Source organism: Sphingomonas sp. (genome assembly GCF_036388435.1).
In the GTDB taxonomy this organism is placed as follows: Bacteria; Pseudomonadota; Alphaproteobacteria; order Sphingomonadales; family Sphingomonadaceae; genus Sphingomonas.
On record NZ_DASVRV010000013.1, the window covers coordinates 122,339 to 137,442 of the forward strand.

13 protein-coding genes are annotated in these 15,104 nt (G+C 69.3%); 8 read left to right on the top strand and 5 right to left on the bottom strand.

Translation table 11 applies throughout. The annotated features are described in order from the left end of the window. Positions 1 to 21: 21 nt before the first annotated feature. Positions 22 to 1,092 carry a PA0069 family radical SAM protein gene (locus tag VF592_RS03905; protein WP_331004292.1) on the bottom strand — a complete coding sequence of 357 codons (1,071 nt, stop codon included), beginning with the start codon at positions 1,090 to 1,092 and terminating at the stop codon, positions 22 to 24. Positions 1,093 to 1,147: 55 nt separating this feature from the next. Between VF592_RS03905 and VF592_RS03910 the strand changes: the two genes are divergently transcribed. After that, the gene (locus VF592_RS03910; protein WP_331004293.1) at positions 1,148 to 1,486 is read left to right on the top strand and encodes a VOC family protein; all 339 of its coding nucleotides are present in this window, start codon (positions 1,148 to 1,150) and stop codon (positions 1,484 to 1,486) included. A 9-nt stretch (positions 1,487 to 1,495) separates the two neighbouring features. Here VF592_RS03910 and moaB read toward each other — a convergent pair whose 3' ends face one another. From moaB to VF592_RS03925, 3 genes are read right to left on the bottom strand one after another with little or no spacing between them, the layout of a single operon-like run. Beyond that, positions 1,496 to 2,023, bottom strand: a complete 528-nt coding sequence (gene moaB, locus VF592_RS03915; RefSeq protein ID WP_331004294.1) for a molybdenum cofactor biosynthesis protein B — start codon at positions 2,021 to 2,023, stop codon at positions 1,496 to 1,498. Then, a complete protein-coding gene (locus VF592_RS03920) occupies positions 2,013 to 3,833 on the bottom strand; it encodes a lytic transglycosylase domain-containing protein (RefSeq protein ID WP_331004295.1) in 1,821 nt (606 codons plus the stop codon). The genes moaB and VF592_RS03920 overlap by 11 nt, the downstream gene beginning before the upstream one ends. Further along, positions 3,830 to 4,516 carry a uracil-DNA glycosylase gene (locus VF592_RS03925; RefSeq protein ID WP_331004296.1) on the bottom strand — a complete coding sequence of 229 codons (687 nt, stop codon included), beginning with the start codon at positions 4,514 to 4,516 and terminating at the stop codon, positions 3,830 to 3,832. Before VF592_RS03925 ends, VF592_RS03920 begins: the two co-directional genes overlap by 4 nt. Positions 4,517 to 4,654: 138 nt before the next feature. On the opposite strand from VF592_RS03925, the gene VF592_RS03930 reads away from it, so the two are divergent. The 5 genes from VF592_RS03930 to VF592_RS03950 all read left to right on the top strand — a co-directional run bounded on the left by VF592_RS03930 (position 4,655) and on the right by VF592_RS03950 (position 11,777). Continuing rightward, a complete protein-coding gene (locus VF592_RS03930) occupies positions 4,655 to 6,310 on the top strand; it encodes an electron transfer flavoprotein-ubiquinone oxidoreductase (RefSeq protein ID WP_331004297.1) in 1,656 nt (551 codons plus the stop codon). Between the two features lie 151 nt (positions 6,311 to 6,461). Then, entirely contained in the window at positions 6,462 to 7,949 is a 1,488-nt protein-coding gene (locus tag VF592_RS03935; protein WP_331004298.1) for a tetratricopeptide repeat protein, read from the top strand. After that, positions 7,946 to 8,788, top strand: coding sequence for a 4-(cytidine 5'-diphospho)-2-C-methyl-D-erythritol kinase (locus tag VF592_RS03940; protein ID WP_331004299.1), 843 nt, complete (start codon positions 7,946 to 7,948; stop codon positions 8,786 to 8,788). Before VF592_RS03935 ends, VF592_RS03940 begins: the two co-directional genes overlap by 4 nt. Positions 8,789 to 9,098: 310 nt before the next feature. Continuing rightward, a complete protein-coding gene (gene recA, locus VF592_RS03945; protein WP_414714149.1) occupies positions 9,099 to 10,190 on the top strand; it encodes a recombinase RecA in 1,092 nt (363 codons plus the stop codon). 963 nt (positions 10,191 to 11,153) lie between these two features. Beyond that, positions 11,154 to 11,777, top strand: a complete 624-nt coding sequence (locus VF592_RS03950) for a glutathione S-transferase (RefSeq protein ID WP_331004300.1) — start codon at positions 11,154 to 11,156, stop codon at positions 11,775 to 11,777. Between the two features lie 167 nt (positions 11,778 to 11,944). Here VF592_RS03950 and VF592_RS03955 read toward each other — a convergent pair whose 3' ends face one another. Then, positions 11,945 to 13,258: a dicarboxylate/amino acid:cation symporter gene (locus tag VF592_RS03955; protein WP_331004311.1), complete on the bottom strand. Its 1,314-nt coding sequence runs from the start codon at positions 13,256 to 13,258 to the stop codon at positions 11,945 to 11,947. Positions 13,259 to 13,337: 79 nt separating this feature from the next. Here VF592_RS03955 and VF592_RS03960 point away from each other — a divergent pair, with 79 nt between their 5' ends. Beyond that, on the top strand, positions 13,338 to 14,582 hold the full coding sequence (locus VF592_RS03960; RefSeq protein ID WP_331004301.1) for a Xaa-Pro peptidase family protein: 1,245 nt from the start codon (positions 13,338 to 13,340) through the stop codon (positions 14,580 to 14,582). 37 nt (positions 14,583 to 14,619) lie between these two features. After that, positions 14,620 to 15,104, top strand: a 485-nt coding sequence (locus tag VF592_RS03965; protein ID WP_331004302.1) for an alanine--tRNA ligase-related protein, incomplete at its 3' end; no start/stop codon positions are given.

Consider the following 15,104-nt stretch of genomic DNA (forward strand, 5'->3'; position numbering starts at 1 on the left):
TCGGCGCCGACGCGGGTTGCCTCAGAACAGCTCGCCCTGCGGCCCGGCGGGCGGGCGGAACAGGTCGGAGCGCAGGGGGACCTTGCGCTCGTTCAGCCGGTGCTTGCGGCACGCGATGCGAAAGCGCGTCGCCAGCAGCTCCGCCCAGGGCCCCGATCCGCGCATCCGCGTGAAGAAACCCGGATCATTGTCGCGCCCGTCGCGCAGCGAGCGGATCGTCGCCATCACCTTGCCAGCCCGGTCGGGGAAATGCTCGTCGAGCCACGCCTTAAACAAGGGCGCGACCTCCCAGGGCAGCCGGACGGGGATGAAATAGGCCGCTGTCGCGCCCGCCTCGGCCGCGCGCTCAACGAGATGCTCGATCTCGTGATCGGTGATCGCCGGGATGACGGGGGAGATGGAGACATGGACGGGCACCCCGGCGTCGGCCAGCCGGCGCACCGCCGCCAGCCGTCGCTCGGGATGCGGCGCGCGCGGCTCGATCGTCGCCGCGATCCTCGGGTCGAGCGAGGTGACCGACAGGCACACCGTCGCCAGCCCCAGCGCGGCCATGGGCGCGAGCAGGTCCAGGTCGCGCACCACCCGGTCCGACTTGGTCGTGATCGTCAGCGGATGACGGCACTCGGCCAGCACCTCGATCACCCCGCGCGTGATCCGCCAGTCGCGCTCGATCGGCTGATAGGGATCGGTGTTGGTGCCCAGCGCCATCGGCGCCGCGACATAGCCGGGCCGCGCCAGCTCGGCGCACAGCAGCGCCGCCGCGTCGGGCTTGGCGAACAGCCGGCTCTCGAAATCCAGCCCCGGCGACAGGTCGTGAAACGCATGGCTCGGCCGCGCATAGCAATAGATGCAGCCATGCTCGCACCCGCGATAGGGATTGATCGACCGGTCGAACGGCATGTCCGGCGACGCGTTGCGGCTGATGATCGTGCGCGGGCGCTCCACCGTCACCGTCGTGCGCAGCCGGGGCGGCGGTCCGTCGAGCGCCTCGCGCGCGTCCAGCCAGTCGCCGTCCGCCTCCGTCCGGGGCAGGTTGAACCGCCGGCTCTCCGCGTTCAGCGTCGCACCGCGCACGGGCCGAGTCTTCGCCATTGACGAAGACTATCGGGCCGATCAGAACATAGCAAGAACTGTCACGGAGGCGAACATGGCGCGACTGAACTATCTCGAACTGCCCGTCGGCGACATCGCGGCGGCGCAGGGCTTCTACGCCGACGCGTTCGGCTGGACCTTCACCGGCTTCGGCCCGACCTATGCCGCGACCACGACAGGCGACACCGATATCGGCTTCCAGGCCGATCCTGCCGAGAAGCCGACCCAGCTGTTGCCGGTGATCGAGGTCGCCGATCTCGACGCGGTGCTGGCGCGGGTCGAAGCGGCGGGCGCGACGATCACCCGCGCGATCTTCGCCTTTCCCGGCGGTCGTCGCTTCCACTTCCGCGACCCCGCCGGCCACGAACTCGCGGCGATGCAGGCGGCCGGCTGAGCGGGCCGGTCAGCGCTCCAGCAGGCGCGGCATCAGCTCGACGAAGTTGCAGGGGCGGTGACGGCTGTCGAGCTGGTCGCGCAGGATGCCGTCCCACCCGTCCTTCACCGCGCCCGTCGATCCCGGCAGCGCGAAGACGTAGGTGCCCCGCGTGACGCAGGCGCAGGCGCGCGACTGGATCGTCGAGGTGCCGATCGTCTGGAAGCTCAGCCAGCGGAACAGCTCGCCGAAACCGGGGATCATCTTGTCCGCGACCTGGCGGATCGCCTCGGGCGTCACGTCGCGCCCGGTCACGCCGGTGCCGCCCGTCGTGATCACGCAGTCGATCGCGGGATCGTCGATCCACCCGTTCAGCCGCCCGACGATCGCCGGCACCTCGTCCCGCTCGATCCGCCGGTCTGCCAGTTCGTGACCCGCCGCGCGCAGCCGCTCGACCAGGATGTCGCCCGACCGATCTTCCGCCGGGCCGCGCGTGTCGGAAACGGTCAGAACGGCGATGCGGACCGGAACGAAGGCGCGGCTCTCGTCAATCGGCATCGGCGACCAGCGTCGTCCGGATCGGCACGGGCGCGCTCGCCGCGATCGTGGTCGTGGGGGCGGGCGGCGCGATCGGGGTCCTGATCCGCACCGCGCTCGCGCCGGGCAGGCCGGGAAAGCGCGGCCACATACCCTGGGCCAGCGCCTTGCGGCTGGGCGAGGCGGCCTTGCCCCCGACGCCCTCATACATCCAGTAATTGCGCAGCACCGTCGTCACGTATCCGCGCGTCTCCCAATAGGGGATCGATTCGATGTAGAGCAGCGGATCGCCGCCGTCGCGGACAGCCATGTTCCATTCGCCGACCGGCTTGGGCCCGGCATTATAGGCGGCGATTACCTTGGGCAGCAGCCCGCCCGTCGTCCCCTTCATGTCGCGCAGCCGCTCCAGGTGACGTTGCCCGACATCCATGTTGGTCGACGGCCGGGTCAGGAAGGCGCGGTCCGCCTCCGCCAGCCCGCGCTCGCGCGCGAAGTCGGTCGCCGCGGCGGGCATGATCTGCATCAGGCCGTAAGCGCCGGCGGGGCTGACCACCTTGTTGCGGAACCGCGACTCCTCCAACGTGTGGGCGTAGACCAGCGCCTTGTCGACGCGCCAGCCGCTGTCGGGCTTCCAATTAGGGGTCGGATAGCGCGCCTCGGCGGCGGGCTTGAAGCCGGCCGGGCAGTTATGCGCCATCCACAGACTGGTGGCGGGCAGGTCCAGCGTACCTGCCAGGCGGAGCAGGCTCTGGAACTCCGCCGGGCTGCCGATCTTGGCCTGCTGGCGCAACACGTCGTCGGCCAGGTCCATCTCGCCCAGCTCGACCAAGGCCGCCGCCACGCGCACATTGGGCCGCTTGTCGAGCGCCGCCCAGTCCGCCGCGACCAGCCCAGTCACCGGCTTGGTCTTGCCTTTCAGCCCCAATGTCTGCCCGGCGAGCTGGCCGTAGAAGGACTCGGAAAATTGCGCCGCCGCCTTCAACCGCGCCTCGACGCGGTCGGGCCGCGCCCCGGCCATGTCGGCGCGCGCCGCCCAGTAGAGCCCGGCCGCCCGCAGATCGACATCGGTCGCCCGCGCCGCCACCGCCTCGAACGCGGTTCCCGCCGCGCGATAGTCGCGCTGGCGCCACGCCGACAGCGCGCCCGTCCAGCGCGCCTGGAGCGCCCATTCGCCAAGGCCCGATTCGGCCTGCACCGCGAGCCCACGCGCATTCGCGTCGTCGCCGCGCAGGAAATACATCCACGCGATCTTCGCGCGCCACTCGGTCAGCGCCTCTGGGCTCAAGCCTTGGGTCGCGTCGAGCAGCGCCCGCGCCTCGGCGGCCTGGTCGGCCTTGACGAAGGGTTGCATGCTCACCGCCAGATCGGCCGCGATCAGGTCGCTCTTGACCGCCTTGGCGCGGACGCGGCGGGGAGCGCCGTCCTGCCAGATCAGCCGCTGCGCCACCGGCAGCGGGGGCAGCTCTTCCGCGCCGCGCGTCCGCGCCAGCCGGGCGAGCGCCTCCGCCTGGGGCAGCTCGGGTGCCTCGTTCAGCAGCGCGATCAGCGGTTCCAGCTCGACCTTGGGAGAGTTCTTGGCGGTGTAGAGTTCGGCGCGCGCGACCGCATGGAGGGGCCCGGGCTTCATCGCGTCCAGCGCGATCTGTGCGTCGGTCCAGCGTTCGGCGCGGATCGCCCCGAACACGGCCGCATAGCCCTCGCGCTGCCCGGCATCGAGCTGCGCGGGAATGCGGTCGCGCGAAAAGTCCGCGGCTGGCGCCGCCGGCTCGGCCGCGAACACGGGCGCGGCCACGGCCATGCTCGCCAACATTAGAAAGTTGATCGACTTCATTCCCCAGATCCCCGGATCAACATCTGCAGGTCCCTCCAGGCCTCCCGCTTGCGGCCGGGATGTTCGAGCAGGAAGCGCGGATGGAAGCTCGCCACCACGCTCGTCATTCCACCCTTATGGTTAAGCGGATGTAAACGCCCGCGCGCCTGAAGCACGCTCATCCCGAGCACGGCACGGCTGGCCGCATCGCCCATCACCAGCAGCCGCTCGGGCGCGACCAGCTCCACATGGTGCCGCGCGACCTCGCCCAGCCGGGTCTCGTCGTCGCGCCCGACGCGTCCCGACACGGGCCGCCTGGCGCAGACCGACGCCACATGCACCGTCTCCCGCGCCAGTCCGATCGCTGCCAGCATCCGGTCGAACAGCCGTCCGGGTTCGCCCGTCAGCAGCTTGCCCGCCGCGCAATCGTCGCGGTCGGGCACGTCGGCAAGCACCATGACCGTAGCGTCCGCCGGCCCGCTCGCCAGCACGCCGGGGCCGGCCCACCCGGCTTCGGGCGCATGGTCGCCCCCGCGCCAGGCCAGGAACGCGTCCCAGCTGTCCGGTAGCGACGCGGACGGTTCCGCCGCGACGGGCGGAGCGGGGGAGGGCGTCGAAGGCTTGGCGAACCAGTCGCGGGGCAGCTCGTCGACCAGCGTGTCGACGCCCGCGTCGCGCCACCAATCCAGCGCGGATTCCAGCATCTGCCGGTCGAAAATCGGTTCCGCGCCCATTACATGGCTGGTGCGACCCGGTTGACGTGCGCGTCAATCCGGCTGATCGGGATTCGGGACAAGATGACGCCTCCCCGCGACCGGACGGGCAGGCTTGGAGTGTTGAAGATGAGCGAACGCGAGTCGATGCCCTATGACGTCGTGATCGTCGGCGCGGGCCCCGCCGGCCTGACCGCGGCGATCCGGCTGAAACAGCTTGCCGCCCACGCCGGGTCGGAGCTGTCGGTGTGCGTTCTCGAAAAAGGATCGGAGGTCGGCGCGCACATCCTGTCGGGCGCCGTCGTCGATCCGCGGTCGATGGACGAGCTCTTCCCCGACTGGCGCGACGGCGACTGTCCGCTCGCCGAGACGCCGGTGACCGAGAATCATCACTGGGTGCTCGCGGGCAAGCGCAAGTTCAACCTGCCGCATCTGTGGACCCCGCCCTTTCTCCACAACAAGGGCACCTACACCGTCAGCCTCGCCAATCTGTGCCGCTGGCTCGCGGGCAAGGCGGAGGAGCTCGGCGTCGAGATATTTCCCGGCTTCGCCGCCGCCGAAGTGCTGTTCCACGAAGACGGACGGGTGAAGGGCGTCGCGACCGGCGACATGGGCGTCGCGCGCGACGGCACGCGCAAGCCCGACTACACCCCCGGCCTCGAGATCCACGCGAAATACACCTTCTTCTCCGAAGGCGTGCGGGGCCACCTGTCCAAGGAGGTGATCGCCTTGTTCGATCTCGCCCGCGACAGCCAGCCCCAGGTATACGGCCTCGGCGTCAAGGAATTGTGGGACATCGTGCCGGAAAAGCATCATCCCGGCCGCGTGATCCACACTCAGGGCTTTCCCCTCGACGCGCACGCCAACGGTGGCGGCTGGATCTATCACCAGGCGAACGGCCAGGTGTCGATCGGCTTCGTTACCTGGCTCAACTATTCCAACCCCTATCTCTCGCCCTTTGGCGAGATGCAGAAGTGGAAGACCCACCCGGCGGTCGCCGAGCTGCTGGAGGGCGGCAAGCGCGTCTCCTACGGGGCGCGCGCGATCAACGACGGGGGGCTCCAGTCCATCCCCAAGCTGGTCTTCCCCGGCGGCGCGCTGATCGGCTGTTCCGCGGGCTTCCTCAACGTGCCCCGCATCAAGGGCGTCCACGGCGCGCAGAAATCGGCGATGCTGGCGGCCGAGGCGGCGTTCCAAGCACTGCGCGAGGGGCGCGAGGGCGACGAGCTCACCGCCTATCCGCAGGCATTCGAGGCGTCCTGGCTCCACAAGGAGCTGTCGGTCGTCAGGAACGTCGTTCCCACCGTCAAGAAGTTCGGCGACTTCGCGGGCTCGGCGCTGTCGGGGGTCCAGATGTGGCTGGAGCATTTCGGCCTGAAGATGCCCTGGACGATGAAGCACCATCCCGACCACGAATCGCTGTGGCGCAAGGACCAGGTCGTGCCGCCCATCTATCCCAAGGCGGACGGCGTGCTGACCTTCGACCGCCTGTCCTCGGTGTTCCTGTCGAACACGAACCACGAGGAGGATCAGCCCGTCCACCTGACCCTGCGCGATCCGTCGATCCCGATCGAATACAACCTGCCCAATTACGACGAGCCGTCGCAGCGTTACTGCCCGGCCGGCGTCTACGAGGTGGTGGGCGAGGAGACGGACGACCCCCGCTTCGTGATCAACGCGCAGAACTGCGTCCATTGCAAGACGTGCGACATCAAGGACCCGCGCCAGAACATCAAATGGGTGGTGCCGGAGGGCGGCGGTGGGCCCAATTACCCGAATATGTAGCGAGCTTCGCTCGGCTCGGCCGACCTCGCCGAAGCAAGGATCGACGACGCGGCTTCGCCGCGGCCGCCTGGCACTGGCGTCGCTACTCGCGCTCGCTCCCGGCCCCGCGCTCGCAGACATCTCGGGTCTCGCCGCCTATGTACGCGCGCGGGTGGCCGGCGCGCGCGGCGAGCCCGGCCGCGCCGCCGCCGATTATGCGCGCGCGCTGGCGATCTCGCCCGACATCCCCGTCGCGATCCGCGCCTATCGCGAGGCGCTGGCGGCCGGCGACCTCGAGCTGGCGGACCGGGCGATCGCCATTCTCGACCGGGCCGGGGTGACGCCCGAGGACGCGGTGCTGCTCCGCGTCGCCCGCGCGGCCCGGACGGGCGATGCGGCCGCGCTGGAGGCCGGCACAGCCAGGCTGGCGCGCACGCGGCTCGTGATCCTCGCCCCCGTGCTGCGCGCCTGGACCGCCCGCGCGCGGGGCGGCGACCCCTTGGCCGCGCTGGGCGCCACCGGCACCGAACCCGTGGCACGGCGCCTGGCGACCGAGGCGCGGGCGTTCTTCCTGATCGCGACCGGTCGCGAGGTCGAGGCGCTGACGCTCATCCGCTCGCTGGGCGGCATCGACGCGGGGTCCGATCTGCGGATCGGCGCCGCCCAGCTGCTCGGCGGGCGCGGCAAGATCAATCTCGCGCGCCAGCTCTTTCCCGGCGACCAGGCGGGGATGGGCGTCGCGCTGGCGCGGGCGGGCGTCGGCCCCTCGCTCGGCTTCGGGGTGTCGCGGCTGTTCGCGCGCGTCGCGGCCGATCTGACCAGCGGCGACGATCCCAACCCGCTCGCGATCGCGCTGACCCGCGCCGCCCTGCTGGCCGAACCCGGCAATGACCGCGCGCGCCTGCTCCTCGCCAATGCGCTTGGCAAGCAGGGCGCGGCCGATCATGCGCTGGCGGTGCTCGGCGGGATCGGCGCGAACGGCCCCTTCGCGCGCGCAGCTGCGACCGCGCGCGTCGCGACGCTCACCCGCGCCGACCGCCGTCCCGAGGCGCTGGCCCACGCCGCCCGCGCGGTCGTTCGTCCGGAGGCGGACCGCGACGACTGGCAGCTCTACGCCGACCTCCTGGCCGATACGGGCCGCGTCGCCGACTCGCTCCCCTTCTACCGCCGGATCGCGGCGGGCGAGGGCGCGGACGAGTGGGTGGTGTGGATGCAGCTCGGCGGCGCGCTCGAACAGGCCGGACGCTGGCCGGAAGCCCGGACCGCGCTCGCCAGGGCGGTCGATCTCGCCCCCGACGAACCGGTCGCGCTCAACTATCTCGCCTATGCCCGCCTGTCGCGCGGTGAGGCGACGCGCGACTCGACCCGCCTGCTGGAGCGCGCGCACCGCCTCGCGCCCGAAAATGCGGGGATCACCGATTCGCTCGGCTGGGCCTATCACCTGACCCGCGACACGCCGCGCGCGCTGCCGCTGCTCGAACGGGCGGCCGAGGCGGAGCCGACCAATGCCGAGATCGCCGATCATCTCGGCGACGCCTATTGGACGCTCGGTCGCCGTTTCGAGGCCCGTCACGCCTGGACCGCGGCGGCGCTGGTCGCCGACGGGCCGGACAAGGTGCGGATCGATGCGAAGCTGCTGACCGGCCCGCCCGGACGATGATCACCGAACCCGCCCCGGCCAAGCTCAACCTGGCGCTCCACGTCCGGCGTCGTCGCCCCGACGGCTATCACGAACTGGAAACGATCTTCGCCTTTTGCCGCGACGGCGACCTGATCGAGCTCGAACCCGCGACCGACAACGCCTTCGCCGTCGCCGGCCCCTTCGCCGCCGCCCTGACCGGTTCGGCACCGGCCGAGCCCTGGGCGGACAATCTCGTCACCCGCGCCGCCGACGCGTTCACGGCCGAGTACCGCGTCGACCGCGCGCACCGCATCGCCCTCACCAAGAATCTGCCGATCGCATCGGGCATCGGCGGCGGTTCGGCCGATGCCGCCGCGACCTTGCGCGCGCTGGCCCGGCTGCACCGCGTGCCGCTCGACGATCCGGGGCTCATGACCATCGCCGCCGGGCTCGGCGCGGACGTGCCCGCCTGCCTGCGCGGCGCGACGACGATCGGGCGGGGCCGCGGCGACGCGCTGGAGCCAGTCGCCGGTTTGCCCGGCATGCCCGTCCTGCTCGTCAACCCTGGCGTACCGGTCTCGACCGGCGCGGTCTTCGCGCGCTGGGACGGCGTGGATCGCGGCCCGATCGGGAAAGACGATCTCCTGACCCGCGCCTGCGCCGGTCGCAACGACCTCCAGGCGGCAGCGCGCGGCCTCGCGCCGGCGATCGACGCGGTGCTCGATCTGCTCACGAGCGCGCCTGGCGCATTGCTCGCGCGGATGTCCGGATCGGGCGCGACCTGCTTCGCGTTGTTCGACCGCGAAACCGATCGTGCGGCGGCGGCCGGGGCGGCATGCGCGCGCGGCTGGTGGTGTCTCGAAACGGCACTCGCCTGACACCGTCCGTGCCGTGCCGGGACGGGTCTCGGGACTCGCCCCTCGCATTCCGGCTGGCACCGTGCTTGCAACGCTAGCCAGGACGGGTCCGGGGAGGGCAGAACTCACGCATCCGTCGATGGTCCGTGCCCCCACGCGCCGTCGCACGAAAGGGCGGTCGGAAACGACCGCCCTTTCTCGTTTCCGCGCCGGATCCGCCTTGCAAATCGCACCGATGTTCCTATCTTGTTCTCACCACTTACAGGGTGTATCCGACCAGTCGCGCGTTGAAGGGTTCGCGCGATTGCTATAGCGAATGGGAGCAGAACAGATGGCCGCCAATCTCAAGGTGATCGATACCCGCATGGCAACCGCTACCTCCACCACCGCCGCTTCCAACGACCGGCAAAAGGCGCTCGACGCCGCCCTGGCGCAGATCGACCGCGCCTTCGGCAAGGGTTCGGCGATGAAGCTCGGCCAGCGCGAGGCGATGAAGGTCGAGGTGATCTCGACCGGCTCGCTCGGGCTGGACATCGCGCTGGGCGTGGGCGGGCTGCCCAAGGGCCGCATCGTCGAGATCTACGGGCCCGAATCCTCGGGCAAGACCACGCTCGCGCTCCACGTCATCGCCGAGGCGCAGAAGAACGGCGGCACCGCCGCCTTCGTCGACGCGGAGCACGCGCTCGACCCCGTCTATGCCAAGAAGCTGGGCGTCGATGTCGACAACCTCATCGTCTCGCAGCCCGACACGGGCGAGCAGGCGCTGGAGATCACCGACACGCTGGTCCGCTCCAACGCGATCGACGTGCTCGTCATCGACTCGGTCGCGGCGCTCGTGCCGCGCGCAGAGATCGAAGGCGAGATGGGCGACAGCCATGTCGGCCTCCAGGCGCGTCTCATGTCCCAAGCGCTCCGCAAGCTGACCGGCACCATCAGCCGGTCGGGTTGCCTGGTCATCTTCATCAACCAGATCCGCATGAAGATCGGCGTGATGTACGGCAGCCCGGAGACGACGACCGGCGGCAACGCGCTGAAATTCTACGCCTCGGTCCGCCTCGACATCCGCCGCATCGGCGCGGTCAAGGACCGCGAGGAGGTCACCGGCAACGCCACCCGCGTCAAGGTCGTCAAGAACAAGGTCGCGCCCCCGTTCAAGCAGGTCGAATTCGACATCATGTACGGCGAGGGCGTGTCCAAGCTGGGCGAGATCATCGACCTGGGCGTCAAGGCCGGGCTGGTCGAGAAGTCGGGCAGCTGGTTCTCCTACGACTCGGTACGCATCGGCCAGGGCCGCGAGAACGCCAAGGCGTTCCTCAAGGCCAACCCCGAAATGACCGATCGTTTGGAGCAAGCCATCCGCGGCCGCACCGACAAGGTCGCCGAGGAGCTGCTGGTCGGGCCGAGCGAGGAAGACGACGTCTGACCTACAACCCTCTCCCGCCTTCGCGGGAGAGGGACAGTCCCGCGTAGCGGGGCAGGGTGAGAGCAGCGTGGTTAGGGAAGGGCTCGCCGGCGACGGCGGGCCTTTTTCTTAGGTCCGAACGCGGGAAAGACTTACGTCCGTTATGGGTGGTTAGCAGACATTAGTCTATTGCACGGGCCTTCTCTTGTGGCGGGCGGACTTTCTGCTCCGGCTTAACTTCTAAACCGAGGCTTGGTCGCTGGACTGCTCGGGCAGCATTGAACCCGAACGACGCCGCTCGCTGCACACATCCGACGATTGCACTGTCACGGGGTCCCGACGCGAACGCGACGCTCACTCCTCCCATTCCAAGATCGTTGGTCTCAAACTCGCGTACCCCGCACGCATAGACAATCCCTGGCAGGTCATCGCGCCCGCCCGTGTAGCGCGCGGTCCCCTGGATCATCTGTGGTGGCTGAAAACACCCTGTATCGTCGAACCAGATGTGTAATCGCTGAGCCTGTGGCTTCGGTTGCTGGGTTGGACCACTACACCCCGACAGCAAGCCTGCGATTAGCGCATAAATAGACAATCGGCTGGCAGTCATCAGGGCTATATAGTCGAACCGTATATGTCCGCTACAGGTCGTTGGCGGGACCTGCTGCGAAAGTGCGTCAGGTTGGAAAGCGGCCTTCGCGTGAATGTCTGGAATGGGTCGAAAGCGGCCACAGCGAAAAGCGCTGTCCTACACGCATCCATCCGATTACCGGTTCCAAACTCTTTCCACCGTTCGCCTTCTCCCTATGCCGCCGTCTTGGCGAAAGCTGGGATCGCGTTGTCCGGAGCACGCGCATGCTCGGCGAGAGATCCCCGCCTACGCCGGGGTGACGACCAGCGCGAAGCATCCTATCGCAACTCACCAGCACCCCCGCCAGACGTTCTTGGCGTGACCTTTAGTGACCTTCCGCGCGAGGAGCCCCGCCCATGATCACCGTCCACCATCTCGAAAACTCCCGCTCGCAACGCGTGCTCTGGATGCTGGAGGAGCTCGGCCTCCCCTACGCGATCAAGCGCTATGAGCGGAACAAGGCGACCATGCTGGCCCCGCCCGAGCTGAAAGCCGTTCACCCGCTCGGCAAGTCGCCCGTCATCGAGCATGACGGCCGCGTGGTCGCCGAGACGGGGGCGATCGTCGAATATCTGGTCGAGCTCGCCGACGGTCGTCTCGGTGCGCCGCCGCACCGCGAAGCGAGCTTACGCTACCGCTTCTTCCTCCATTATGCCGAGGGCTCGATGATGCCGCCCTTGCTCCTGAAACTGGTGCTCGGCCGCATTCCTCTGTTCGGCAAGCGGATCACCAAACGCATCCAGCCGATGATCGACCTCCACCTCGACTATGTCGAAGCGGAACTGGCGCAGCGCCCCTGGTTCGCGGGCGACGCGATCACCGCCGCCGACATCATGATGAGCTTCCCGCTCGAAGCCGCCCGCTCGCGCGGCGGCCTGGAAGCGACCCGCCCGCACACGATCGCCTGGCTCGACAAGGTCCATGCCCGCCCGGCTTATCGGACCGCGCTCGAGAAAGGCGGACCTTACGCCTACGCCTGAAATCGGTTCACGCGGAGGCGCGGAGACGCGGAGGGTCTGCGCAACGGGTTGAGCGTAGACCCGCCGCGCCAGCGGCTCTCATCGAAAGGAGATTGGGCCGCTGACGCGGACGTCGCCTCGTCGCTCCTCTTTTCTTCTCCGCGCCTTCGCGCCTCCGCGTGAACCAACTAACGGAAGCTGTCGGTCTCCGCCCGCACCGGGTGCGTGGGGGAGACCGGTCCGCCATCGATCACCGGCTCCGGCGCATCCAGCCCGCCTTCCCATTTCGCGACCACCGCCGCCGCCACCGCGTTGCCGATCACGTTGGTCGCGGTCCGGCCCATGTCGAGAAAATGGTCGATCGCCAGGATCAGCAGCAGCCCGCCCTCGGGGATCTTGAATAGCGGCAGCGTCGCCGCGATCACCACCAGCGACGCGCGGGGCACGGCCGCGATCCCCTTGGACGAGATCATCAGGAACAGGAGCATCGCCACCTGCGTCCCCAGCGGCAGGTCGATCCCGTACGCCTGGGCGATGAACAGCGACGCGAAGGTCATGTACATCATCGACCCGTCCAGGTTGAACGAATAGCCCAAGGGGAGCACGAAACTGGCGATGCGCGGCGGCACGCCGAACCGGTCCAACGCCTCCAGCATTCGCGGATAGGCCGCCTCCGACGACGCCGTCGAGAACGCGACCAGCATCGGCTCGCGCACATGCCGCACCAGCTCGACGATCCGCTTTCCCAGGAACAGGAAGCCCGCTCCCAGCAGCACCGCCCACAGCACCGCGAGCGCGATGTAGAAGCTGCCCATGAACCAGGCGAGCTGCCCGATCACGCCGGGTCCGCGCTCGGTCAGCGTCGCCGCCACCGCGCAGAACACGGCGATCGGCGCGACCCGCATCACGTAATCGGTGATCTTGAGCATCACCGCCACCAGCCCGTCGACCGCGCGCACCAGCGGCGCGGCGGGAGCGCCCACCGCCGTGATCGCCACGCCCACGAAGATGGAGAAGACGACGATCTGCAGGATCTCGTTGGTCGCCATCGCGTCGATCATCGATGTCGGCACGATGTGCGTCAGGAACTTCTCGAACGAAAAGGCGGCCGTCTCGACCCCCGACGCGGCGGTCACCGGCGGCAGCTCCAGGTTGAGCCCGACGCCCGGCTGCATCAGGTTGACCAGCACCAGCCCCAGCCCCAGCGAGACCAGCGTCGCCGCCAGGAACCACCCCACCGCGCGCCCACCGACCCGCCCCAGCGCCGCCGTGTCGCCCATCTGCGCGATGCCCTGCACCAAGGTCGCGAACACCAACGGCGCGATGATCATCTTGATCAGCCGAAGGAAGATGGTGCTGCCGTAGCTGAACCATTTCGCGATCCCCTTCAGCCGCTCGGCGGCTTGGGGAGACCCGTCGTTGAGCGACAGATGGATCGCCAGCCCGGTGACGATGCCGAGCACCAGCCCGATCAGGATGTAATAGGTCAGCCGCTTGGCCATCATGCGCTTTCGAACAGGGAATGTGGGGCGCACGGAACGGGATTGCGGGCGCTTGGTCAAGCGCCGTAACGTGCCGCCCATGCTCACCACCCGCCGCCGGGCGCTCGCCGCCGCCGCTCTCGGGCCCTTCGCGCCTGCGATCCTGCGCGCCGCCGAACCCGATCTGACCGCGCTCGGCGATCTGACGAGCGGAGCGAAGCCGATCAACGCCGCCGAGCGCGCGCGGCGGCTCTCGCGTGCCCAGGCGCTGATGCGCGCGAATGGCATCGGCGCCGTGCTCGTCGAACCGGGCGCGAGCCTCACCTACTTCACCGGCATACGCTGGAGCCGGAGCGAGCGCCTGACCGCCGCGCTGATCCCCACCGAGGGCGAGCCGCTGATCGTCACGCCGTTCTTCGAGGAACCCAGCGTCCGCGAGACGCTCGCCATCCCCGCCACGGTGCGCGTCTGGCAGGAGCATGAGGACCCGCTGCGCCTCGTCGCGACCTATCTGAGCGAGCGCGGGCTCGCCGCCCGCCCGATCGGCATCGAGGAGACGGTCCGCGCCTTCGCGACCGAGGGCCTGCGCCGCGCGCTCCCCGACGCGCGGCTCGTGTCCGCCAACCCCGTCGTCCGCGCCTCCCGCATGATCAAGACCCCCGCCGAGATCGCGCTGATGCAGGCCGCCAGCGACGTGACGGTCGCCGCCTATCGCTGGACCTGGCCGCGCATCGAGGCCGGGATGACGGGCGCCGACATCGCCGCGCTCATGAACGCCGCGACGCGCAGGCTGGGCGGCGCACCCGAATTCGCGCTCGTCCTGATCGGAGAGGCATCCGCCTATCCGCATGGCAGCCGCGAGGTGTACCGCGTCGCCCCCGGTCAGGTCGTGCTCATGGACTGCGGCTGCACCGTCGGGGGCTACCAGTCGGACATCTCGCGCACCGGCGTCTTCGGCCGTCCCACGCCGCCGGTCGCGCGGGTCTGGGATCACATGGCACGGGGCCAGCAGCTCGCCTTCGCCACTGCCCGGCTTGGCACTCCCGCCAGCCAGGTCGACGATGCGGTGCGCCGCTTCTACACCGGGCTCGGCTATGGTCCGGATTATCGGCTCCCCGGCCTGTCGCACCGCACCGGCCACGGCATCGGCATGGACGGCCACGAACCCGTCAACCTCGTCCGCGGCGAGTTGACGAGGCTCGCGCCCGGCATGTGCTTCTCCAACGAGCCCGGCCTTTATCTGCCCGGCCGGTTCGGCATCCGCCTGGAGGATTGCTTTCACATGACCGAGAGCGGACCCCGATACTTCAGCGAGCCCCCGCGCTCGATCGAGCAGCCCGTCTAGCTTGAGGGCAGGGCGCGACTCCCCTAAGCCTTCGGCCATGACCTCGACCAACGACATCCGCCGCTCCTTTCTCGACTATTTCGCGGGGACCGGCCACCAAGTCGTGCCTTCCGCGCCGCTGGTGCCGCAGAACGACCCGACGCTGATGTTCGTCAATGCGGGGATGGTGCCGTTCAAGAACGTCTTCACCGGCCTGGAGTCGCGGCCTTATGCGACCGCCACCTCGTCGCAGAAATGCGTCCGCGCGGGCGGCAAGCACAACGACCTCGACAATGTCGGCTACACCGCGCGCCACCACACTTTCTTCGAGATGCTCGGCAATTTTTCGTTCGGCGCCTATTTCAAGGAACAGGTGATCGAACACGCCTGGACGCTGCTGACGCGCGACTGGGGTCTGCCCGCCGATCGGCTGACGGTGACCGTCTACCACACCGACGACGAGGCAGCTTCGCTCTGGCGGCGGATCGCCGGGCTGCCCGACCACCGCATCATCCGCATCGCCACCAGCGACAATTTCTGGGC

Bases quoted from the DNA above. Each gene is read 5' to 3' on its own strand.
- VF592_RS03905 (WP_331004292.1), bottom strand. From the start codon at position 1,092: ATGGCGAAGACTCGGCCCGTGCGCGGTGCGACGCTGAACGCGGAGAGC.
- VF592_RS03910 (WP_331004293.1), top strand. From the start codon at position 1,148: ATGGCGCGACTGAACTATCTCGAACTGCCCGTCGGCGACATCGCGGCG.
- moaB (WP_331004294.1), bottom strand. From the start codon at position 2,023: ATGCCGATTGACGAGAGCCGCGCCTTCGTTCCGGTCCGCATCGCCGTT.
- VF592_RS03920 (WP_331004295.1), bottom strand. From the start codon at position 3,833: ATGAAGTCGATCAACTTTCTAATGTTGGCGAGCATGGCCGTGGCCGCG.
- VF592_RS03925 (WP_331004296.1), bottom strand. From the start codon at position 4,516: ATGCTGGAATCCGCGCTGGATTGGTGGCGCGACGCGGGCGTCGACACG.
- VF592_RS03930 (WP_331004297.1), top strand. From the start codon at position 4,655: ATGAGCGAACGCGAGTCGATGCCCTATGACGTCGTGATCGTCGGCGCG.
- VF592_RS03940 (WP_331004299.1), top strand. From the start codon at position 7,946: ATGATCACCGAACCCGCCCCGGCCAAGCTCAACCTGGCGCTCCACGTC.
- recA (WP_414714149.1), top strand. From the start codon at position 9,099: ATGGCCGCCAATCTCAAGGTGATCGATACCCGCATGGCAACCGCTACC.
- VF592_RS03950 (WP_331004300.1), top strand. From the start codon at position 11,154: ATGATCACCGTCCACCATCTCGAAAACTCCCGCTCGCAACGCGTGCTC.
- VF592_RS03955 (WP_331004311.1), bottom strand. From the start codon at position 13,258: ATGGCCAAGCGGCTGACCTATTACATCCTGATCGGGCTGGTGCTCGGC.
- VF592_RS03960 (WP_331004301.1), top strand. From the start codon at position 13,338: ATGCTCACCACCCGCCGCCGGGCGCTCGCCGCCGCCGCTCTCGGGCCC.